Genomic DNA, 22,979 nt, shown 5'->3' with positions numbered 1-22,979 from the left:
CGAAAAAAAGAAAAAATTTTAGAAAAGATGGAAAACAAGAAAGAAATGAGAGATTGGTTGAACGAATTCAAATTGTCTCATCCATTTGTAATTGCAGGACCTTGTAGTGCTGAAACAGAAGAGCAAGTTTTGAAAATTGCTCACGAATTGAAAGACTCAGATGTTAGCGTTTTTAGAGCGGGTATTTGGAAACCAAGAACGCGTCCAGGAGGATTTGAAGGTGTTGGAGAAATTGGATTGAAATGGTTGAAAAAAGCTAAAGCAGAAACAGGTTTGCTTATGGGAACTGAGGTTGCCACAGCTGCACACTGTAAATTGGCTTTGGAAAATGATATTGATGTTTTATGGGTTGGTGCTCGTACAACTGCAAATCCTTTTGCGGTTCAAGAGATTGCTGATACATTGGCAGGAACAGATAAAATTGTATTGATTAAAAACCCTGTAAATCCAGATATGGCTTTATGGTTGGGTGGTGTAGAGCGTTTGTATGCTGCTGGAATCAAAAAATTGGGAGTAATCCACAGAGGTTTTTCTACTTACGAAAAAACAAAATACAGAAACATTCCAGAATGGCAGATTGCTATCGAATTGCAAAATAAATTCCCTGATTTGCCATTAATTATTGACCCATCACATATTACAGGAAACCGTAACATGATTCTTGAAGTGACTCAAGAGGCATTGGATTTAAATTATGACGGTATGATCATCGAAACTCATAATGATCCAGACAACGCTTGGTCTGATGCTGCTCAACAAGTAACTCCTGCTGCCTTGAAACAAATTTTCAAAGATTTGAAAGTAAGAAAAGTGACTGGGGATAATGATTATGATCTAAAAATGACAAAATTAAGAGCTAATATTGATGTGCTTGACGCTAATTTATTGGACTTATTAGGAAAAAGAATGAAAGTGGCTGACGAAATTGGTCAAGTGAAAAAAGACAATAACGTTGCTATACTTCAAAACAATCGTTGGAATGAAATCCAAGAAAAAATGGTTTCCGAAGGCGCCAAAAAAGGATTGACAGAAGAATTTATCATTAGATTATTCAAAGATATCCACCAGGAAAGTATTGGTCACCAAGAAAAAGTCTTGAATTCGTAAATAAGAGTTTTTGATTTAGAATATTTAGAAAAGTTTAGAAGTTTAGTTTAAAACCTAAAATCTAAACTTTTCTTGTTTTTAGCACTTAAGTTTTAGGAAAGGATTAATAATTGCAACTAAACCTTCTAAACTCCTAACCCTCCTAAACTTTTTTAATCCTAAAACAAATTACTACCTTTGCCGAATGACAGGACTCGTTTACAAATCTACAGGAAGTTGGTACACCGTAAAATCCGAACAAGGCGATTTTATAGAATGCCGTATGAAAGGGAAATTCCGAATCAAAGGAATTAAAAGTACCAATCCAATTGCTGTGGGTGATATTGTCGATTATGAGCTTGAAGAAACCTCAGATACTATTACAGGAACGATTCATAATATTCATGAAAGAAAGAATTATATCGTTCGTAAGGCGGTGAATTTATCGCATCAAATGCATATTATTGCGTCCAATATTGATCGAGTATTTTTGTTGGTAACTGTAAACAATCCACCAACCACATTCAATTTTATAGACCGTTTTTTGGTAACTGCCGAAGCTTACGGAATTGAAGCTATCTTGGTTTTTAATAAAATAGATACATTGGATGAGGTTACGCTTGATGAACAGTTGTATATGCAACATGTGTATCAGGAAATAGGATATAAATGTTTGCGGGTTTCCTCGACAGAGAATAAGGGAGTCGAAGCGTTACAAGAAATGATGGTGGGTAAAGTAAGTATGTTCTCTGGGCATTCAGGTGTGGGGAAATCAACTTTGGTAAATGCGATGGAACCTTCTTTGCATTTAAAAACCAAAACGATATCGGTTGCAAGTAAACAGGGACAACACACAACTACTTTTGCAGAGATGTATGATTTGTCCTTTGGAGCGAAAATTATAGATACTCCCGGAATCAAAGGTTTTGGAATGGTCGATATGGATCCTGCTGAAATTAGCGGATATTTTCCGGAATTTTTTAAATTGAAAGATCAATGTAAGTTCAACAATTGTTTGCATAAAGAAGAACCACATTGTGCCATAAAAGCAGCGTTAGAAAGAGATGAGATTGCTTGGTCCCGATACAACAGTTATCTGAAAATTCTCGAAGGAGACGATGAACATTATCGTACCGATGATTACAATGAGGATCGAATCATTAGTGATAAATCAAGAGAGTAGTAATGCCAATATCAATGTCAAAAATCAATATTTTTAAATCTGCAATTTGATATAAATGAAAGTTGTTCTTCAAAGAGTTTCCCAGGCATCCGTTACTGTTGATTCTAAGATAATAGCCGATATACAGAAAGGCTTACTTGTTTTGGTAGGCATGGAAGATGCCGATGCTCAAGAAGATATCAATTGGCTTTGTCAAAAAATCACTAATCTTCGAATTTTTGGAGATGAAAATGATATAATGAATCTTTCCGTAAAAGATATTGATGGAGAAGTAATTGTTGTTTCTCAATTCACACTTCATGCCTTGACCAAAAAGGGAAACCGTCCTTCTTACATAAAAGCTTCAAAACCCGAAATTGCAATTCCTTTATATGAAAGTTTTGTAAAACAAATCGAGAAGGAGTTGGGAAAGAAAGTACAAACGGGAATTTTTGGCGCCGATATGAAAGTGTTATTACTGAATGACGGCCCAGTTACTATTCAGATTGACAGTAAGAGTAAGGAGTAAATCAATTGTTTAATTTTTTGATATTTAGATTAAAAAAACATAGCCATGAACCTAAAAAATGCCCAACAAGACGTAGATACTTGGATCAAAGAACACGGAGTTCGTTACTTCAACGAATTGACAAACATGGCACAACTTACGGAAGAAGTAGGTGAAGTAGCCCGAATAATTGCACGTCGTTATGGCGAGCAATCCGAAAAGGAAAGTGATAAAAATAAAGACCTTGGTGAAGAATTGGCCGATGTTGTTTTTGTGGTTTTATGTTTGGCCAATCAGACAGGAATCGATTTGCAAGCCGCTTTTGACAAGAAGATGGATTTAAAATCCGTTCGAGATAAGGACCGACACAAAAACAACGATAAACTAAAATAATGTTATAAGTCAGGGCAAAGTTTTGGTACATCCTTTTTTTAAAATAAATTTGCTAAAATACACCAAGCACCCAATCAAAATGAATTTACTGTTACAAACTTCACAACTCGATTTACAAGAACAAATAGCAATTACTGGTTCCAAAAGCGAAACCAATCGCCTATTGTTACTTCAGGCATTGTATCCAAATATTACTTTAGAGAATACTTCAAATTCTGATGATAGTGAAGTAATGCAAAAAGCTTTGAACGGCAATGAGGAAATAGTTGATATTCATCACGCAGGAACGGCAATGCGTTTCTTAACAGCATATTTTGCGGTAAATGAAGGACGTGAAGTGGTTTTGACTGGATCTCAAAGAATGACAGAACGCCCGATTAAAGTTTTGGTTGAGGCTTTGCAACAATTAGGAGCGCAAATCACCTATGAAAAAGAAGACGGTTATCCGCCTATTCGAATCAAAGGACAAAAAATAACGTCTTCCAAAGTTAGTATTCCAGCTAATGTGAGTAGTCAGTATATATCGGCATTGCTTTTGGTTGCACCAAAATTAGAGAACGGAATTGAACTGACTTTGGTTGGTGAGATAACTTCGATTCCGTATATCAAAATGACTTTGGCATTATTGAATGATTTAAACATTCAAACTAGTTTTGTTGGAAACGTAATCACAGTACATCCAAAGAAAGAGGTCGAATCTAAAGTAATGACTGTAGAATCTGATTGGAGTTCAGCTTCTTATTTTTATAGTTTAGTTGCCTTGGCAAAAACAGCTTCTATTTCTTTGACAAGTTATAAAGAAACAAGTTTGCAAGGAGATTCAGCTTTGGTTGAAATATACAAGAAAATGGGAGTGACTTCACATTTCGAAGAAAACAAACTTACTTTGACGAAACAAAATGATTTCGAATACAAAGACTTGAATTTCGAATTAAATAATACTCCAGATATTGCGCAAACTATTGTAGTTACTTGCTTAGGACTTGGAATTGGTTGTCATCTTACCGGTTTGCATACTTTAAAAATTAAAGAAACCGATAGACTGGAAGCACTTCGAATTGAATTAACAAAACTGGGAGCCAATATCTCAGTAACCAATGATAGTTTGACACTTATCGCGACAAAAGGCATTAAAGAAGAGATAAGAATAGATACGTATAACGACCACAGAATGGCAATGGCATTTGCTCCATTAGGGTTAAAAGTGCCAATTGTTATCAATAATGCTGATGTAGTGTCAAAATCATATCCTGATTTTTGGGATGATTTAAAGAAAATAGGTTTTTTTATGATTCAAAGATGGTCGTTTACATAGACTTTTGTTAAGTTTTTTGTAAGCCCATTGCGGGATAGGGTCGGGTTAGGAAAAATAAACACCTAAACACTTGACAACGCCTATCTCACAGTCGTATATTTGCACACGATTTAAAATTTGATTTCAAAACTTATAATTTATAAATCATAACTCATAACTTTATCAGATGAAATTATCTCACTTTCAATTCAATTTACCAAAAGAACTTCTTGCAGAATATCCAGCCGAAAATAGAGATGAGTCTCGATTGATGGTTATCGACCGTAAGAAACAAACGATAGAACATAAAATGTTTAAAGACGTTATCGATTATTTTGATGATGGTGATGTTTTAATATTGAATAATACCAAAGTTTTTCCGGCCCGTTTATACGGTAATAAAGAAAAAACTGGAGCAAGAATCGAAGTATTTTTACTTAGAGAACTTAACGCAGAACAAAGACTTTGGGACGTTTTAGTAGATCCAGCTCGTAAAATCAGAATTGGAAATAAATTATACTTCGGAGACGACGATTCATTAGTGGCCGAGGTTATTGATAACACTACTTCTCGTGGAAGAACATTGCGTTTTCTTTATGACGGATCTTATGAAGAATTCAGAAATAAATTAACTGAACTAGGAGAAACTCCAATTCCTAAATATATCAGTCGTGATGTAACTCCAGAAGATGCAGAGCGTTACCAAACAATTTATGCCAAAGAAGAAGGAGCTGTTGCAGCACCAACTGCTGGTTTACACTTCTCTAAACATTTGTTGAAAAGATTGGAAATCAAAGGAGTTAAATTTGCAGAAGTGACACTTCACGTTGGTTTAGGAACTTTCAATCCAGTTGAGGTTGAGGATTTGTCTAAACACAAAATGGATTCTGAGGAATTAAAAATCACTCAAGAGGCTTGTGATATTGTAAACACTGCAAAAGCTGCCAAAAAGAGAATCTGTACTGTAGGAACTACTTCTATGCGTGCTGTAGAAAGTTCAGTTTCTTCACAAAACACACTGAATCCTTATGATGGTTGGACAAATAAATTTGTTTTCCCTCCTCACGATTTCAGCATACCAACTTGTATGATTACCAATTTTCATACGCCAAAATCAACTTTGTTAATGATGGTTTCTGCTTTCTGTGGACATGATTTAATGAAAAGAGCTTACGAAGAAGCAATCAAAGAAGAATACAAATTCTACTCTTACGGAGATGCAATGTTGATTATCTAAAATATTCAATTTATATGAAACTAAAACTCGTCAGTAATGGCGAGTTTTTTTTATGCAATTTAAAATCAAAAATTCTCATTTAAAATCTGCCAACTTTCAATTTCTATCCTTAAACGCAATTCTTTCTCATAAGAATCATATTGCTTTAAATGCAAAATAGAGGTTTAAAAGAATTTGAATTTTATTGAATTATAATTTTAACAACCGCAATTGTCTTTTTTCTCTATTCTATTTTCTCATCTCAATTTTCTTTTTTCTATTTTTACGGCACAAAATAAACAAAAAATGGATTTCAAAAATACATTAGAATTTGCTCAGCAACTCGATTCACAAGATCATCTACATAAATACCAAGATGAGTTTATATTTCCAAAAGTCAATGACAAAAAAGTAATTTATTTTACGGGTAACTCTTTGGGATTGCAGCCAAAAAGAACCAAAAAATATGTTGATGAAGTGATGAATGATTGGGCAAATCTTGCTGTTGAAGGTCATTTTTATGCCGAAAAACCTTGGTGGGATTATCAGGAACGTTTTGCTAATCCATTAAGTAAATTGGTAGGCGCTTTGCCGTCCGAAATCACCGTAATGAATACGCTGACAGTGAATCTTCATTTATTGATGGTTTCATTTTATAGACCAACTGCGAAGCGTTATAAAATCATTTGCGAAGAAAAAGCTTTTCCTTCCGATCAATATATGTTTCAAAGCCAAGTAAATTTTCATGGTTATAAACCGGAAGATGTTATTGTGGAAATCAAGCGTCGTGAAGGAGAACATAACATCAGACTCGAAGATGTATTGGCGAAAATTGAAGAAGTAGGTGAGGAGTTGGCGTTGGTTTTAATAGGTGGTGTGAATTATTACACAGGCCAGGTTTTCGATATGAAAACCATTACCGAAGCTGGGCATAAACAAGGTGCTTATGTAGGTTGGGATTTGGCTCACGCAGCAGGAAATATTAAATTGGAATTGCACGATTGGAATGTCGATTTTGCTGCCTGGTGCAGTTATAAGTATATGAATTCAGGTCCAGGAAATGCTTCTGGTTGTTTTGTTCATGAAAAACATCACAACAATAAAGAGTTGCCTCGATTTGCGGGCTGGTGGGGACATAATAAAGAGCGTCGTTTCAAGATGGAACCCGTTTTTGATCCTGTTCACGGAGCTGGAGGTTGGCAGATAAGTAATTTGCCAATTCTTTCGTTGGCTCCTTATTTGGCTTCCGTTGAAATGTTTGACGAAATTGGAATGGATCAATTAATTCTAAAAAGAGATAAAATCACTTCTTATTTAGAATTTATTCTGAATGAAATAAGTAAAGAAGTTGAAGGTTCTTTTGAAATTATTACTCCAACAGAGCCGTCTGAAAGAGCATGTCAATTATCTGTTTTTCTTCATGGAGAAGGACGTAGTTTGTTTGATTATCTAATGAAAAATGGTGTTATTACGGATTGGCGCGAACCTAATGTAATTCGTCTTGCACCAGTTCCTTTATATACTTCTTATGAGGATATGTATCACTTCGGGCAGATTTTAAAAACAGGAATTTTAGAAAAATAATATAAAAGGGAATAGTTGTAGTGACTATTCCCTTTTTTTGAACCATATAGTTTTTTATTCCTATTCTTTTTTAAATGATTTTGTAGGAACATTTTGTTGTGCATACTGAAAACGATCAATTAGTGTAGGCAAAAAGTAACCATCTACACCATTCAAGGCGACAATATTTCCTTTGTCTAGTTGTAACCAACCATCTTTATGTTCCAAAGCTTCATCGAAAAAAATATGCTCAATAGAGGCAATAATATGGATAGTGTCATTTTCTTTGATGATGTATTCATTTACGTATTTGCAATAGAGTTGCACTGGACTTCCTTTTACAAAAGGAATATTAAAACCTTCTTTGTATTCTTCTTCTAGATCGGTTTTGTCAAATTCAGAAATTCCAGAATCATAGTCGGCAGAGGTGTGATGAGCATCAGCTATCATGTCAATTGTAATGTGGTTTACGGTAAAATAACCAGTTTCCATAATGTTTTTATATGTATCTCTTGGAGCAGTAGTCGGACGTACAATGAAACCTATTAATGACGGGCTACTTCCTAGATGGGTAACACTACTAAAAATAGCAACATTAGTATTGCCTTCAATAGATTTTGTGGCTATCAAATTAGCAGACTTAAAACCAGTACATGAATTAATTAAATTTAATTTTTCAATCTTATCCATTTGTGAAATGGTTTCTTTTGAAATATTTTTCATGATTTTTTATGTTTTAACAAATATAATAAACTGAAAGTTAGCGACATAGGGTTAATTGTAAAAATCTCAATTTGAACTATGAATTTTAACTTTTAAGATGTTTATTATTTGTTTTATAATAAAAAATTAACAATATTGCTAAAATTCATTATCACTGTATTTATTTGCATTTGATAAAAAAATACCCTTTTTAAAATGTGTTTTTTAAAAATAGGGTATAAAGTGTGTTAATTTTTGCATAAGTTTGATAAAAGATATTAAAAATTGCTTCCAATGAGAAACCTAAAAAGAGCCTTACTAATTTTTGTTTTTTTTCTAATAACCTTAATTGGTTCTTTTTTGATTTATAGATCATACCAAAAGCCTAAATATGAAGGCGATGTTTCTTTAAACAATATTAAAAAGGAGACTACGGTTTATTTTGATGAATTTGGAGTGCCACATATTTATGCTCAAAATTCAAAGGATGCAATGGTTGCTTTGGGATATGTGCATGCACAGGACAGATTATGGCAAATGGAATTACTTAGACGTATCGCACCAGGTCGTTTATCTGAGGTGTTTGGATCAGTTGCGTTGAAGAACGACAAGTTTTTTGCAGGTTTAGGAATTGAAGAAGCGTCTAAAAAAGCAATTTCGAACTTAGATAAAAACAGTCCAGCTTATCAATTGACTATGGCTTATTTGGATGGAATTAATCAATATCTTGAGGAAGGAGTAGCTCCAGTGGAATTCCAATTATTAGGTGTGAAGAAACAGAAATTCACAATACAGGATGTGTATAATATTTTTGGATATATGTCTTTTAGTTTTGCTATGGCTCAAAAAACGGATCCGTTACTTACCGATATTCGAAACAAATATGGAATGGATTATCTTAAAGATTTTGGTATAGAAGGAGAATTTAATGCAACTAAAATTAAAATTTCAAAACAGAAAACTCAAGAATATTTAGCCATTGCACAATCGATCGCATCGCTTTTGGACCAATCTCCGGTAGCACCATTTGTAGGTAGCAATAGTTGGGTTATTGCTCCTCCAAAAACAAAGAATAAAAAAGTAATTTTTGCTAATGATCCGCATATTGGATTCTCTCAACCCGGCACTTGGTATGAAGCTCATTTAGAAACTCCCGATTTTGAATTGTATGGATGTTATCTGGCAGGAGCTCCTTTTCCATTATTGGGGCATAATCGGGAATATGCTTATGGTTTAACCATGTTTGAAAATGATGATGTCGATTTTTATCAGGAAGAAAATAATCCTAAAAACAATAATCAATACAAAACTAAAAACGGATTTCAAGATTATGAAATCAGAAAGAAAATAATAAAGGTAAAAGATTCATCAGATGTAATTTTGAACTTAAAAGTTAGTCAGCATGGTCCCATTATGAATGATCTGTTGGCAGATTTGAAAAGTAATAAGCCCGTTGCGATGTCTTGGATTTATACACAACAACCTATTCATAGTATTGAGGCAATTTATGCAATATCGCATTCCAAATCAGTGGATGATTTTCGAAATGGAGTGGCGCTTATTGCTGCACCTGGACTAAATGTTATGTATGGTGATGCCAAAGGTAATGTAGGTTGGTGGGCAACCGGAAAATTGTATAAACACAATAATGGTGTGAATACAAATTTTATACTTGATGGTGCCAATGGTAAAGATGATAGTTTGGAATATTTAGATTTTTCAAAAAATCCATCAGCTGTCAATCCAGATTGGAACTATGTTTATTCAGCAAATAATCAGCCGGAAGCGATTGATGGTTTTGCATATCCAGGCTACTATCTTCCTGAAGACAGGGCGAAAAGAATTACGCAATTATTGGATTCAAAATCCGATTGGGATGAAAGTTCTGTGGGTGAAATGATTAACGACAATACATCAGCTGTAGCTCCAGAAGTTGTAAAAAAATTAATTTCGAATTTAAATTTAAAATCACTTTCCAAAACGGAAAATGAAGCAATTCTTTTTTTGAAATCATGGAATGGTTCAAATAACTTGAATGATATAGCTCCCACAATCTATAATAAATGGATTTATTTATATCTAAAAAATACTTTTCAGGACGAATTGGGTGATGAAGCATTCAAACAGTTTTTAGGGACTCATGTTATGAAGCAGATTGTCGCCAGACAAATCTCAAGCGAAAATTCGCCGTGGTGGGATGATGTTACTACAAAAGACAAAAAAGAAACCAGAAGTCAAATTCTAGCAAAATCATTTGGTGAAGCAATTGTGGCTTTGGAAAAACAATTAGGTAGTTTGCCTTCGGATTGGAAGTGGGGAAAAGTACATTCAGTAGAATACCAACATCCAATTGGGAAATTAGCGTTATTAAGACCGTTTTTTAATGTTGGTCCTTTTGAAGTTTCAGGTTCTGTCGAAGTTATAAATAATCAATTTTTTGATTTTGTCGATGATGGATTTTATAATGTAAAAGGAGGTCCTTCAAGCAGAAGAGTAATAGACTTCTCTGATATTGAAAATAGTTGGGGAATTCTTCCGACTGGGCAATCCGGAAATCCATTTAGTTCTCATTATAAAGATCAAGCAGAACTATACAATACTGGAAAATTCAGAAAAATGAAATTGAATAAAAAGGAGATTATAGAATCTTCCACAAAATTGGTTTTTCATCCTCTGAAAAATTAACGCTAATCCCAAATGTATTTCCAAGAACCGTCTTTTTGTTTTTTCCAGACAGTATGAAAAACGCCTTTTGAAATTTGCTCCTTTCCAGAATCATCTTTAAAAGTCCAAGTATATTTACCATAAGTAGAAGCCATATCTCCAGCATTAGAAACGGTTATCGCATCGGGAGACCAAGTTACAGTTGCGTTTTGGTACTTTGAGTTTGAATAATAATTTTTAATGTTGGTTTTTCCAATGATTAAAGTGTCGTGTTCTCTCTTGATTACTGCGTTAGAATCTGCAAATTGATAAAAACCTTCGGCTATTCCCTTTTCGGTGACTAATTTTTCAAAGTCTTTTTCGACTTTAACAATCTCTAACTTGACATAAGTCAAATTTTTAGTTTCCGACTTTGGCGAACAACCATTCAAAATTAATAGAAAAATAAAAAGTTTGAAGATGTTTTTCATTGAGAATTATTTTTTAAACATTTTAGAAAGTATTCCAAATGCTCCTCTGATAAAAGTGGCACTAGTAACGACCTTTAAAACTGATTTTGTAACGACGCTTGCTGCACTTGGTTCGTTGCTTTCTTGTTTTTTCTCTTCAGGGGTGATAGCTTTTTCTTGGGCTGATTCTATTTTTTTATTGAGCATTTCATAAGCGCTTTCACGATCATGTAATTCGCTGTATTTTTTGACTAATTTTGAGTTAGTATTAATTTCTTGAATTTCTGAATCACTTAAAATGTCCATTCGGCTCATTGGAGCTCTCATCATGGTGGCTACAAGTGGAGTTGGAATTCCTTTTTCGCTTAAAGCTGTTACAAATGCTTCTCCAATTCCTAAACTGGTTAATACTTCGTCGGTTTTGTAAAACTCGGATGTTGGATAGTTGTCTGCCGATTGTTTGATTGCCTGCCTGTCATTGGCTGTAAAAGCTCTTAAGGCGTGTTGTATCTTTAATCCAAGTTGTGCCAAAACTCCACTTGGAATATCCATAGGGTTTTGAGTGATAAAATAAACGCCAATTCCTTTGGAACGAATTAATTTTACGATAGTTTCTATTTGCTCCAACAATGCTTTACTGGCTTCGTTAAAAATCAAATGTGCTTCGTCAATGAAAATGACTAATTCAGGTTGGTCAGCATCACCTTTTTCAGGCATTTGTTGGTATACTTCGGCAAGCAAACTCAACATAAAAGTGGAGAACAATTTAGGCTTGTCTTGAATGTCTGTAAGGCGTATTATATTAATGTAGCCTTTTCCGTTTTCGTCAAGACGAAATAAGTCATCAATTTCGAAGGATAGTTCGCCAAAAAACAAATCGGCACCTTGTTGTTCCAGCTCGATTATTTTTCTTAAAATGGTTCCTGTAGTCGAAGTCGATATTTTACCATAGCTTTCTTCGATTTCATCTTTACCTTCGTCAGTAATATAATTAATGACTTTTTTGATGTCTTTTAAATCTAATAATGGCATTTTGTTGTCATCACAATATTTGAATATAACCGAAACAACTCCAGCCTGCGTATCATTTAAATCTAAAATTCTAGAAAAAAGTACCGGTCCGAATTCTGAAACTGTAGATCGAAGTCGGACTCCCTCTTGTTTGGAAAGAGATAGTAATTCTACAGGAAAGCTAGATACAGAGTAAGGGATGTTTAGTTTGGCATGGCGTTCTTTTATAAAGTCTTTTTCTTCGCCTTGTTTTGCAATCCCGCTAAAATCTCCTTTTATATCCATCATCAATACTGGAATGCCAAATGAGGATAGCTGTTCTGAAAGAACTTGAATCGTTTTTGTTTTTCCTGTTCCAGTAGCACCGGCAATTAGGCCGTGTCTATTTAATGTCTTTAATGGAATTTTTACGAATGTATCTGCCAATGCCTCACCGTCAAGAATGGCACCGCCAAGTGTTATGCTTTCTCCTTTAGTTAGATAGCCTTCGTTTATTTGCTGAATAAAGTTTTCTTTTTTGTCCATTTCTTCAGATGTGTTAAAATATAATGCAAGATATTGATTTTTTTGAAGCGAATGATTAAGGTTTTTTCTGAAAAAAAATATCACAAATTCTATCTACTCGATAGATTTATTTATTTTTTATTTTGTCCTTATTTTTTAAATAAAAATATTCATATTAGGTAAAATCCTTTTTTTTTCAATCTTTTGGCCTAAATTATTGTGGAAAATGTTCAATTATTCTTAAAAAACGTTGTAGTTCTGTTTTAAGAATAAAATAAAATGTAAGATTACTTAAAAAAAAGTTTTTTTATTTCAACTAAAAAATTAAATTTGCTCCTATACAAGTTTATTAAAACTAAAATAAATATTTAAAATTTAAAAAAATGGCAAACGTTAAAGTTAAAAAAGAAAGCACTTCAAACGGAGGAGGAATGGTTTCAGGGATTATTATTGCATTATGTGTATTTGTTGGTTGGTTAATTTGGAATTTCGTAATGGGAGATCCTTCGAATTTTGAGAATGGAGATAATGTAAAAGGACATCCTTTGAATACATTAGGACAGGTGTACATGGGAGGATTTATAGTACCAGTTTTATTAGGTATGTTATTAATGGTTATTGTGTTTTCTCTTGAAAGATTTTTTGTTATCACAAAAGCTGCTGGTAAAGGGAATTTAGATAAATTCATGCAAACAGTTCAAACTAGCATCAAAGCTGGTGATATTGATGGAGCTATTGTTACATGTGATAAACAACAAGGTTCTGTTGCAAATGCAATTAAATCTGCGTTAGTTAAATATCAAGATGTTAAGAAAGAAGGATTCAATAGTGAAGAAGCTTCTGAAGTAATTCACAAAGAAATTGAAGAAGTTACTGCTCTTGAAATGCCAATGTTAGAAAAAAATATGACTATTATTTCTTCTTTAGTTTCTTTAGGAACACTTGGAGGATTATTAGGAACAGTATCTGGGATGATTAAAGCGTTTGGTGCTTTGGCTTCTGCTGGAACTCCAGATCAAGCTGCACTTGCTGTTGGTATCTCTGAGGCTTTGATTAATACTGCTACAGGTATCTCTACTTCAATCGCTGCAATTGTTGCTTACAACTTCTTTACTTCAAAAATTGACGATTTGACTTATTCTATTGATGAGGCTGGAACTACAATCGTTAACACTTACAGACACTTTAGAGGTAGTTTAAAACAATAATTAATTTTTGATAATTTTTTATCAAAATAATAGATACAAATAATGGGAAAAATAGTAATGAAGAAAAAGTCCACGTCTACCGACATGACGGCGATGTGTGATGTTGCGTTTCTTTTGCTGACGTTCTTTATTTTGACTGCCACTGCTAAAACACCAGAAATATTACCGGTTGATACTCCACAATCTACTGTTCAAACTAAATTGCCAGCAGATAATTTATCGATGTTGACAATTGGTAAGGTAGAAGGAAAATCAGTTGTATTTTTTGACCTAAAAGGAAAAGATGTTCGTAAAAAAGCACTTGAATTTATGGCTGATAAATATAATGTTTCTTTTACTGAAAAAGAGTCAGAGGAATTTGGATTAATGGAAAGTTTTGGTGTGCCAATTCAAAATTTAAAAGAAATTTTGAATATGAAAGCAGCTGACAGAAGTAAAGCAGGACAGCCTGGAATACCTAAAGATTCTTTAGATAACCAGTTGAAGGATTGGGTTCTTTATTCTCGTAAAGCAAATATTGAGGTTAATGACAAAGAATTGAATTTTGCAATAAAAGGAGATGCGAAGGAGCAGTATCCTGAAATCAAGCAAGTAATGGACCTTTTGCAAGATCAAAAAGTTAATAGCTTTAACTTGGTTACAGGTTTAAGAGGAAAGAATTTTTAATTAAAAAAGACACACTAAAATGGCTGAATTAAATACCGACGGTGGCGGTGGCAAAAAAGGCAGTGGCAAGGTAAGAAGTAAAAAACAAAATTCTAAGGTAGATTTAACTGCCATGGTGGATTTGGCCTTCTTATTGATCACGTTCTTTATGCTTACTACTACCTTGTCAAAACCTCAATCGATGGATTTGACGTTGCCAGATAAGGAAGATAAAACAGAGCCCAAGAATGATATAAAAGTTGATGAAAATAAAACATTGACTTTGTTACTTGGAGAAAATGGGAAGCTTGTACGTTATATGGGAATGTTGGAAAATCCAATTGCTGCTCCAAAAGATTTTTCTTATGGTAAAGATGGGATTCGTAAAGAATTAATATCTAGAATGGAAAAAGTTAAGGAGTATTCAACTGCGAAAGGAGAACCAGGTAAAGGAATGATTGTAATTATCAAACCAAGCAAAAAATCGACTTATCGTAATTTGGTTGACGTTTTGGATGAAATGGCAATAGTTGGGGTAAATAAGACGGGTTCTTATGCAATTGTTAATGAATTTACACCTGAAGAAGTGAAATTGTTAGAAGTAAAAAAATAATTTTTTTTACTAATAACCTAATAATTATAAAAAATGAAATTAGATTTAATAAAAAATCAATGGATTGAGATCGTTTTCGAGGGACGTAATAAACTTTATGGTGCATACGAACTTAGAAAAGCGAATCGCAAGACTTCTATGCGAGCTCTTATCATTGGTAGTATTCTCTTTAGTCTAGCTATCAGCGCTCCGCTTATAGCCAGTTTCTTGCCAGATGCTGGTGATGAGACTGATAATGACATCAAGATTACAGCAGTTAAACTACCGCCTAAGAAGAAGGTAGAAGCTCCTAAAGATCTTGCACCGCCACCACCGCCACCACCTAAACAAGATCAGGTTAAATTTGTTAAACCTGTTGTTGCTAAGGCTGAGGATGTTACTGAAGATCCACCAAAAATGGATGAAATCAAAGACAAAAAAACTGGTGCAGAAACTATCAAAGGAGATCCAGATGCTCCACTTACTGTAGAGGAAGTTGGAAATGGACCAGTTGTAGAAGTTATTGAGGAAGACACTAGTGTTCACTCTTTAGCTGGGATTGAGCAAAAACCTGAATTCCCAGGAGGTATTGAAAAGTTTTATCAATTTGTTGGTAAGAACTATCAAGCTCCAGAAGAAGAAGGTCTTAAAGGAAAAGTTTATGTAACTTTCGTTGTTGAAAAAGATGGATCATTAACTGATATCAAAGTTGTAAGAGATATTGGTTATGGAACAGGAAAAGAAGCAATTAGAGTTTTAAATAAATGTCCTAAATGGCTTCCAGGTGAACAAAATGGTAAAAAAGTGAGAGTATTATATTCTCTTCCTATTACTATTCAATCAGCAGAATAATGTTAAATAATTTATTTAATAATTTGAAGAAGAAATCGCTTATTGAGCGATTTCTTCTTATTATAACCGTTTTGGTTTTTTCGATTTATTTTTTTTTAGGCCTAATGGTTATCTTTTGGAAAAAATTTCCATTTAATATGCAAATGCAATATAGAATCGCTCTTGGCGTTGTATTAATTGGGTATTCTATTATTCGTTTTTTTCGGTTCTATAATGCTAATAAGGAATAGGTATGTTTAAATTTAAAGTTTATGTGATTTTATTATCAGTTGTTTTCATTTTTTTTAATTGTAAAAAAAATGAAAATGAGGATGTAAATGATGAATCAATCTTAAAAGGAAAAGCAACTATTTATGTGGATGAGACTATTACACCTATAGTGGAAGACGAAGTCATGGTTTTCGAAAGTAATTATGATGCAAAATTCACATTAATTTCTAAATCCGAATCTGAGGTTTTGAATTCATTGTTTAACAAAAAAGCTACGATTGTTGTAGTCGCAAGAAATTTAACAAAAAAAGAGTTAAATGTTTTCGAACAAAGCAAAATAGTTCCTAAAATAACTAAATTTGCGATTGACGGTATTGCTTTTGTTGCTAATAAATCTAGTAATGATACTTTGGTAGCTTTGAAAGATGTAATTGGTTTCATGAAAGGAGAAAGAAACTCAAAAATTAAAGGTTTGGTTTTTGATAATCCGAATTCAAGTACTGTAAGTTATATGAATAATTTAGCTGGTTTAAATGGATTGGCTGACAAAGATGTGTATACTTTTAAGACTAATAACGAAGTTTTAAAGTTTGTATCAGAAAATGATGGGATGATTGGTATAGTTGGTGTAAATTGGTTATCACAACCTAATCCTTCAATGAATTCGGTTATTGGGAATTTAAATGTGTTAAGCGTTAAAGGTTTAAATAAAGAAGGATATTATGCGCCTTCTCAAAATAATTTTGCAGAAGGTACATACCCTTTATTAAGAGAGTTGTATATAGTGAATTGCCAGGGTTCTTCAGGTTTAGGCATGGGGATTGCTGCTTTTGTTGCAGGTGATATTGGGCAAAGAATTGTTTTAAAATCTGGCCTACTTCCTTATCGAATACCTGCTAGGAAATTAAATATAGTACGTGGTCATTCAAATAATGAAAAGAAATAAATAAATTAATTTAAGAAGATGAACAAAGTTAAAGTTTTTAGTATTGCTTTATTGGCTATAGTGGCGACAAGCCGAGCGCAAGACCTTAATCAAGCAAAAAAGGCAATAGATGCTGAACAATTTGAAAGTGCAAAAACAATCTTGAAATCTATAATAAATGCAAAACCTACTAATGGTACAGCTGCATTTTATTTAGGTAATGTTTATATGTTGCAAAATAATATAGATTCGGCTAAGATTTATTATCAAAAAGGACTTGCTGGTACTGAAGGAGCAAGATTAAATAATATTGGTTTTGGTTTAATTGATCTTGATAATGGGAATACTGCAGGGGCGGAACAAAATTTTGCTTTGGCTACTAAAGATTTAAAAAAGAAGGATATTGAAGAGTATTTGTTTATAGGTAGAGCTTATACGTATTCTTTAAAACCAGATTATAAAAAAGCAATAGAAGTTTTAAACAAGGCCAAGTTGATTAATCCTCAAGATGCTCAGTTAAATTTAGCTCTTGGAAACGCTTATTATGGTGATAAAAATCAAAATGAAGCTTATTCGTCTTACAGGAATGCTTATACAGTAGATAATACATTAATTAGAGCAAAAATGCAATTAGGTGTTTTGCTTAAAGGTGCTAAAGCGTATACAGAAGCTATAAAAGCATTTGATGAAGTAATTGCTATTAATGCAAATTACGGACCCGTTTACCGTGAATTAGCAGAAACTTATTATTTATGGGGAAGGAACGAACCTTCTAAATACAGAGTTTATGTTGATAAAGCGCTTGTTAATTATGAGAAATATTTATCTTTAACTGACTACTCTCTTCATTCAAGAATGCGTCATGCTGACTTTTTAGTTCTTGCTGGAGAGTATAAAGCTTTGGAAATTGAAGCTAACAAAATGGTAGAATTGGATAAAGTGAATCCTAGAATTCTTCGTTATTTAGGTATTTCAGCTTACCAAAATGGTAATTATGATGTTGCAATTAAATCTTTAGAAAGTTTCATAGCAGATCCTTCCAACAAAATTATCGCCATGGATTATCAAACTTTAGGGTTTGCTAAAATTAAAAAGGCTGTTGGTGAAGATGGTAAAGCACTTGATAATGCTTTATTTGACAATGCAATTCTTGATGTTAAAAAAGCGTCTGAAATGGATGCAAGTGGGTTGTCTTTAAATATCAGCGATGTTGGAAAAAAATTATATGAATTAAAATTGTTCAAACAAGCTGCTGCTATTTATGAAATTGCTGTAGCAAATAAAGAGTCTAAAAACTATGTTTTGGATAATTTTTATTTAGGGAACAGCTTGTATTTTGATAATACTAGAAAAGATATTGTAAAACCAGACACAATAGCTTTGCAGAGAGCAGATGTGGCTTATGGTGCTGTAATTGAGGCTTCTCCAAAAACACAGGATGCTTATTTATATAGAGCAAGAACAAATAGTTTATTGGAAAATGATGCTATGACAATTAAGTATTATGGTGACTATGTAAATATTGTTACAGAAAAAGGTCCTGAAGAATTAGCAAAACCAGCAACAGTAAAAAAAATAATTGAAAGTTATAATACATCTGCTGCTAGTTATGCAAATACTGATAAAGCAAAAGCAATTGAGTATTTCAATAAAACTTTAGCTTTAGATCCTGCAAATCAATATGCACTTGATTCGTTGAAATCTTTAAAATAAAGATTTTTAAAATTATTTGAAAGCGACAATCAGAAATGATTTGTCGCTTTTTTTATTTATCTTTTTATGATTAAGTGCAATGCTCTTATAAAATCAACATTTCTTTTAATTGCTTATCTTTGTAGCTTAAATTTATATAATGTTATCTAAAGAAGTTCAATTAGAAGTTAATAAAGGAACAATGCTTCCTCTTATGGAAGAGTTTTATACTATTCAAGGGGAAGGTTTTCATACGGGTACTGCTGCATATTTTATTAGGGTTGGTGGATGTGATGTTGGTTGTCATTGGTGTGATGTTAAGGAAAGTTGGAATGCAGAGTTGCACCCGCCTACTAAAATTGATTTAATAGTTGAGAATGCTGCCAAATATGCAGATACTATTGTTATTACAGGCGGTGAGCCTTTAATGTGGGATATGGCGCCTTTGACACAAAAATTAAAAGAAAATAAGTTAAAAGTCCATATAGAAACGTCAGGAGCCTATCCTCTTAGTGGAACTTGGGATTGGATTTGTCTTTCTCCGAAGAAAAACAAATTACCTACAGAAACAGTTTATGATAATGCAAATGAACTTAAAGTTATTATATACAATAAACATGATTTTATTTTTGCAGAAGAACAAGCTGAAAAAGTGAATCCAAAAGCAATTCTTTTTCTTCAGCCTGAATGGAGTAAAAAAGAAGAAATGACTCCGTTAATTGTTGATTATGTTATGAATAATCCAAAATGGCGTGTTTCACTTCAAACTCATAAGTATTTGAATATTCCGTAAGCTGAATTTTAATTAATTTTTTGCGGGATTTACATGATTTTTAAAAAAGCCAAATGTTATTAAGCATTAGGCTTTTTTATTTATTTCATCTCTGTTTTGATTCATATCGAAAGTCTGGCTAAATAATCATAATGCTCTCCCTCAAGAATTAACTCACACTGAAGTCCATTGGCGAATGCTGCATTTTGAAGAGTGTTGTAATCTAAGAATAACCAATCTAAAGGGAGTTCTTTTTCACCTTTATAGGAAATGTTGAAAATGGTTTCTCCGTAATATTCGTTTTCTGTCGGAATCCATTTGCCACCGTCTTCATCTTCGTCAAACATATATATGATGTCTGAAGAATCGATGAGAATTTGACCATTTGGATTTAAAAGGCCTTTTAGTTTTTGTAAAAAAATGGCTGTTCTTTGTAGCTTTCCAAATATTCCAGTACCATTCATTAGTAATAAAATGGTGTCAAATTTTTCGTTTTCCAATGACATTAAGTTTTGAACTCTTGCATTCTTCAATCCACGAAGTTTACAGGCTTGAATTGCATTTTCTGAGATATCAATTGAAGTTACATCAAGATTTCTGTCATTTTGCAAAGTCAAACTATGACTTCCAGCTCCACATCCCACATCGAGTGTTTTTCCTTTTGCTAGTTGCAATGCTTTTTGTTCAATTTTAGGCATCTCGTCATAATTTCTAAAAAGATAAGCAACGCTCATTTCGTCTTCTTCGGAAATAGATGTTTCTGTAATTAAATCCTCAGGTTCATTGTTGGTTTGATAGTCGAGTATGGCTTTTCCGAAAAGGTCTTTCATAAAATTTAGTTTCAAGTTTAAATTTCCGAGTTTAAAGTTTAGTACTTTTGTCAAATCATCAACAAATTTCGGATTTGAAACCAGCTTTAAACGAATTAGGAAAACTAGCCAAAGATAAGCATATCGAAAACAAAAAGTATTTCGATAAGTTAAAAAAGAAAACCCCCAAGAATTTGGATTATGTAATGCAGGATATTCACGATGCCGAATTCAAAAAAACTGATTGTTTAAAATGTGCCAATTGTTGTAAAACTACAGGGCCGTTATTTACTTTGGCAGATATCGAACGAATTTCTAAGTCTTTAAGGCAAAAACCACAACAGTTTATTGAACAATATTTGCGTGTTGATGAAGATAAAGATTATGTACTGCAAAGTGTACCTTGTACTTTTTTGGATAATGAGAATGCCTGTATGATATATGATGTGCGCCCAAAAGCCTGTAGAGAGTTTCCTCATACTGATCGTAAAAAATTTCAGCAAATTGCTGATTTAACACTTAAGAATGTTTCAATTTGTCCAGCAGCTTTCAATATTGTAGAAGAGATGAAAAAAAGAATGCCGCTCTAATGGATTGCTTTCTGGTATCATTGTCAATTTGAAGTGAATCAAATCGATTAGCACAGCCTTAAATGAAACTTTATGTATATTTGTTCAGTTCCTCAAAATAAATCAATTTGAATTTAGAATATTTTATTGCCAAAAGACTTATTACTGCCAAAGATTATAAAAGCAGTATATCGGCACCTATAATAAACATTGCAATATCAGCAATTGCAATTGGAATGATTATGATGATTGTCTCGGTGGCTACTGGGATTGGTTTACAAAATAAAATAAGAGAAAAAATAGCTGCCTTCAACGGTCATATCATAATTTCAAACTACGATAACAACCAGTCCGAAATTACGTTGCTGCCCATTGAAAAAAATCAAGATTTCTATCCAAATTTCAGTGAAGTTCCAGGAGTTGGCCATGTTCAAGCAATAGCTAGTAAGGCTGGAATAATTAGAACCGAAACCGCTTTCGAAGGGATAATTTTCAAAGGTGTCGGAAATGATTATCAATGGGGAAATATAAAGGAGTATATCGTTTCGGGTAAATTACCAAATTTTTCTAAGGATGTTACTCAAGAAGTAGTGATTTCTCAGTTTCTTGCCAATCGACTGAATTTAAAAGTAGGTGATTCTTTCAATACGTTTTTCATAAAAGAAGATCAAAACCAATTACCGAATGTTCGAAGATTCAAAATAGCAGGAATTTTTAATTCGGGATTTCAACAATTCGATGCTACTTATATAATAGGAGATATTAGGCACATACAGAGAATCAATAAATGGACTCCAAATCAAATTGGAGCTTTTGAGGTTTTTGTGAAAGATTTCAATACTATAAAAGAGACAGGCGATGACGTATATAAAAAGACATCTTCTACTTTGGATAGTAAAACAATCATTGAAAAATACAGTTACATATTCGAGTGGTTGCAGCTTTTCGATTTCAATATTATTGTAATATTAGTTGTGATGATACTCGTCGCAACGATAAATATGGTTGTTGCCTTGTTGGTACTTATTTTGGAGCGAACACAAATGATTGGAATTCTAAAAGCACTAGGAGCTAACAATTGGTTAGTTAGAAAAATATTTTTGTACAATGCCTTTTACCTTATAGTGAGAGGATTGTTTTGGGGTAACTTAATCGGAATCTCTTTGTTGTTAATTCAGCAGCATTTCGGAATTATAAAACTCAATCCCGAAAACTATTACGTCAATCAAGCTCCAGTGTATCTTAATTTAGGGTACATTTTGGCTCTAAATCTACTTACGGTAACGATTTGTGCATTGGTGTTATTGATCCCATCGTATATAATCACCAAGATTTCTCCTGTGAAAGCAATTCGGTTCGATTAAATTCATTTAAATATTCAGGAGCTTAATCCCGCTATCCGCTACAATCTTGTGGTCCGAACCCCGGACCACAAGGATTTTCGCTATTATCGGGGCTAGGGCCTGAGTTTTTCATCAGAAAGAAGGCAATAAGTCCACACCTTATATATAGGAGAGAAAGATCTGGAAATAAATCCTCGTAAAACTCCCCCTTCGTCCAAACGAATTACCATTGTCAATGCTTAATTTGGCATTAAAAAAATCAAGAAAAGCCCTAGAATGTTGGAAAAACCTCAAAAAGAGGATAAAAGCAAGGGCTTAAAATAGGAAAACCTCAAAAAAGGAGGTTTGTAAAAGTCAACATACCAATCGTTTAAAAAATAAAACAAAAAAAACTCAAAAAAGCCATTGTTTACACGAATAAAGGGTCTACTTTTGCACCCGCAACAACGCAGACGTTCGTAGAAATCCTGACAAGCCATTAAAATCAAAACGAAAATTTATTTTCAAAAAAAGATTTAAAAAAGCTTGTGAGATTTAAAAACGCTGCTTATTTTTGCACCCCGCTAAAAGAGCAATGTTCCTTGAAATACTGATAAGAAAACGAGAAGCAAACGAAAATAAAAATTTTCAAAAAAACTTCAAAAAGTTCTTGCCAGTTAAAAAAGAATAGCTACTTTTGCACCCGCTTTGAGAAACAAACGAGAGGCGAAAAAATAGAAGAACACGTTCCTAGACATATTGAATTGACAGCCGTTCTGTAGAAATACAGAACAAATAAAATAAGAGTAATAGAATCGGAAGATTTGAAAT

General features: G+C 33.2%; 21 protein-coding genes. 17 read left to right on the top strand and 4 right to left on the bottom strand.

Annotation, left to right across the window (positions count from 1 at the left end; translation table 11 throughout):
- The first annotated feature begins 27 nt into the window (after nt 1-27).
- The 7 genes from J2W95_RS16810 (at nt 28) to kynU (ending at nt 7,243) form a co-directional block, all read left to right on the top strand.
- The gene (locus J2W95_RS16810) at nt 28-1,107 is read left to right on the top strand and encodes a chorismate mutase (RefSeq protein ID WP_310009093.1); all 1,080 of its coding nucleotides are present in this window, start codon (nt 28-30) and stop codon (nt 1,105-1,107) included.
- A gap of 184 nt (nt 1,108-1,291) precedes the next feature.
- Nucleotides 1,292-2,269, top strand: a complete 978-nt coding sequence (gene rsgA, locus J2W95_RS16805; RefSeq protein WP_077373616.1) for a ribosome small subunit-dependent GTPase A — start codon at nt 1,292-1,294, stop codon at nt 2,267-2,269.
- Between the two features lie 55 nt (nt 2,270-2,324).
- Nucleotides 2,325-2,777 (top strand): D-aminoacyl-tRNA deacylase, encoded by a 453-nt coding sequence (dtd, locus tag J2W95_RS16800; protein ID WP_310009090.1) that lies wholly within the window; start codon nt 2,325-2,327, stop codon nt 2,775-2,777.
- 45 nt (nt 2,778-2,822) lie between these two features.
- On the top strand, nt 2,823-3,149 hold the full coding sequence (locus tag J2W95_RS16795) for a nucleotide pyrophosphohydrolase (protein ID WP_077373631.1): 327 nt from the start codon (nt 2,823-2,825) through the stop codon (nt 3,147-3,149).
- A 79-nt stretch (nt 3,150-3,228) separates the two neighbouring features.
- Nucleotides 3,229-4,464 (top strand): 3-phosphoshikimate 1-carboxyvinyltransferase, encoded by a 1,236-nt coding sequence (gene aroA, locus J2W95_RS16790; protein WP_310009086.1) that lies wholly within the window; start codon nt 3,229-3,231, stop codon nt 4,462-4,464.
- Nucleotides 4,465-4,630: 166 nt separating this feature from the next.
- A complete protein-coding gene (gene queA, locus J2W95_RS16785) occupies nt 4,631-5,680 on the top strand; it encodes a tRNA preQ1(34) S-adenosylmethionine ribosyltransferase-isomerase QueA (RefSeq protein WP_310009084.1) in 1,050 nt (349 codons plus the stop codon).
- 285 nt (nt 5,681-5,965) lie between these two features.
- Nucleotides 5,966-7,243 (top strand): kynureninase, encoded by a 1,278-nt coding sequence (kynU, locus tag J2W95_RS16780; protein ID WP_310009082.1) that lies wholly within the window; start codon nt 5,966-5,968, stop codon nt 7,241-7,243.
- Nucleotides 7,244-7,303: 60 nt separating this feature from the next.
- On the opposite strand, the gene J2W95_RS16775 is transcribed toward kynU, so the two are convergent.
- On the bottom strand, nt 7,304-7,945 hold the full coding sequence (locus J2W95_RS16775; RefSeq protein ID WP_310009080.1) for a flavin reductase family protein: 642 nt from the start codon (nt 7,943-7,945) through the stop codon (nt 7,304-7,306).
- 273 nt (nt 7,946-8,218) lie between these two features.
- Here J2W95_RS16775 and J2W95_RS16770 point away from each other — a divergent pair, with 273 nt between their 5' ends.
- Nucleotides 8,219-10,609: a penicillin acylase family protein gene (locus J2W95_RS16770; RefSeq protein ID WP_310009078.1), complete on the top strand. Its 2,391-nt coding sequence runs from the start codon at nt 8,219-8,221 to the stop codon at nt 10,607-10,609.
- A gap of 2 nt (nt 10,610-10,611) precedes the next feature.
- On the opposite strand, the gene J2W95_RS16765 is transcribed toward J2W95_RS16770, so the two are convergent.
- The gene (locus J2W95_RS16765) at nt 10,612-11,058 is read right to left on the bottom strand and encodes a YybH family protein (protein ID WP_310009076.1); all 447 of its coding nucleotides are present in this window, start codon (nt 11,056-11,058) and stop codon (nt 10,612-10,614) included.
- A gap of 6 nt (nt 11,059-11,064) precedes the next feature.
- Nucleotides 11,065-12,573 carry a helicase HerA-like domain-containing protein gene (locus tag J2W95_RS16760; RefSeq protein WP_310009074.1) on the bottom strand — a complete coding sequence of 503 codons (1,509 nt, stop codon included), beginning with the start codon at nt 12,571-12,573 and terminating at the stop codon, nt 11,065-11,067.
- Nucleotides 12,574-12,935: 362 nt separating this feature from the next.
- Here J2W95_RS16760 and J2W95_RS16755 point away from each other — a divergent pair, with 362 nt between their 5' ends.
- The 7 genes from J2W95_RS16755 to J2W95_RS16725 all read left to right on the top strand — a co-directional run bounded on the left by J2W95_RS16755 (nt 12,936) and on the right by J2W95_RS16725 (nt 19,469).
- Nucleotides 12,936-13,760 (top strand): MotA/TolQ/ExbB proton channel family protein, encoded by an 825-nt coding sequence (locus J2W95_RS16755; RefSeq protein WP_310009072.1) that lies wholly within the window; start codon nt 12,936-12,938, stop codon nt 13,758-13,760.
- A 42-nt stretch (nt 13,761-13,802) separates the two neighbouring features.
- On the top strand, nt 13,803-14,426 hold the full coding sequence (locus J2W95_RS16750) for an ExbD/TolR family protein (RefSeq protein WP_310009070.1): 624 nt from the start codon (nt 13,803-13,805) through the stop codon (nt 14,424-14,426).
- A 19-nt stretch (nt 14,427-14,445) separates the two neighbouring features.
- Entirely contained in the window at nt 14,446-15,018 is a 573-nt protein-coding gene (locus J2W95_RS16745) for an ExbD/TolR family protein (protein WP_310009069.1), read from the top strand.
- A 33-nt stretch (nt 15,019-15,051) separates the two neighbouring features.
- Nucleotides 15,052-15,849 carry an energy transducer TonB gene (locus J2W95_RS16740; protein WP_310009067.1) on the top strand — a complete coding sequence of 266 codons (798 nt, stop codon included), beginning with the start codon at nt 15,052-15,054 and terminating at the stop codon, nt 15,847-15,849.
- A gap of 232 nt (nt 15,850-16,081) precedes the next feature.
- A complete protein-coding gene (locus J2W95_RS16735) occupies nt 16,082-17,005 on the top strand; it encodes a PstS family phosphate ABC transporter substrate-binding protein (protein WP_310009066.1) in 924 nt (307 codons plus the stop codon).
- 18 nt (nt 17,006-17,023) lie between these two features.
- Complete coding sequence (locus J2W95_RS16730) at nt 17,024-18,697, top strand: tetratricopeptide repeat protein (RefSeq protein ID WP_310009064.1); 1,674 nt, start codon at nt 17,024-17,026, stop codon at nt 18,695-18,697.
- 139 nt (nt 18,698-18,836) lie between these two features.
- A complete protein-coding gene (locus J2W95_RS16725) occupies nt 18,837-19,469 on the top strand; it encodes a 7-carboxy-7-deazaguanine synthase QueE (RefSeq protein WP_310009062.1) in 633 nt (210 codons plus the stop codon).
- Between the two features lie 101 nt (nt 19,470-19,570).
- On the opposite strand, the gene J2W95_RS16720 is transcribed toward J2W95_RS16725, so the two are convergent.
- Nucleotides 19,571-20,278 carry a class I SAM-dependent methyltransferase gene (locus J2W95_RS16720; protein ID WP_310009060.1) on the bottom strand — a complete coding sequence of 236 codons (708 nt, stop codon included), beginning with the start codon at nt 20,276-20,278 and terminating at the stop codon, nt 19,571-19,573.
- A gap of 74 nt (nt 20,279-20,352) precedes the next feature.
- On the opposite strand from J2W95_RS16720, the gene J2W95_RS16715 reads away from it, so the two are divergent.
- Nucleotides 20,353-20,847 carry a YkgJ family cysteine cluster protein gene (locus J2W95_RS16715; protein ID WP_310009298.1) on the top strand — a complete coding sequence of 165 codons (495 nt, stop codon included), beginning with the start codon at nt 20,353-20,355 and terminating at the stop codon, nt 20,845-20,847.
- Nucleotides 20,848-20,954: 107 nt separating this feature from the next.
- The gene (locus J2W95_RS16710) at nt 20,955-22,190 is read left to right on the top strand and encodes an ABC transporter permease (protein ID WP_310009059.1); all 1,236 of its coding nucleotides are present in this window, start codon (nt 20,955-20,957) and stop codon (nt 22,188-22,190) included.
- Nucleotides 22,191-22,979: the final 789 nt, after the last annotated feature.

This window comes from Flavobacterium granuli, assembly GCF_031456055.1.
GTDB classification, from domain to species: Bacteria; Bacteroidota; Bacteroidia; order Flavobacteriales; family Flavobacteriaceae; genus Flavobacterium; species Flavobacterium granuli_A.
This window is presented reverse-complemented; position numbering and strand designations above follow the sequence as displayed.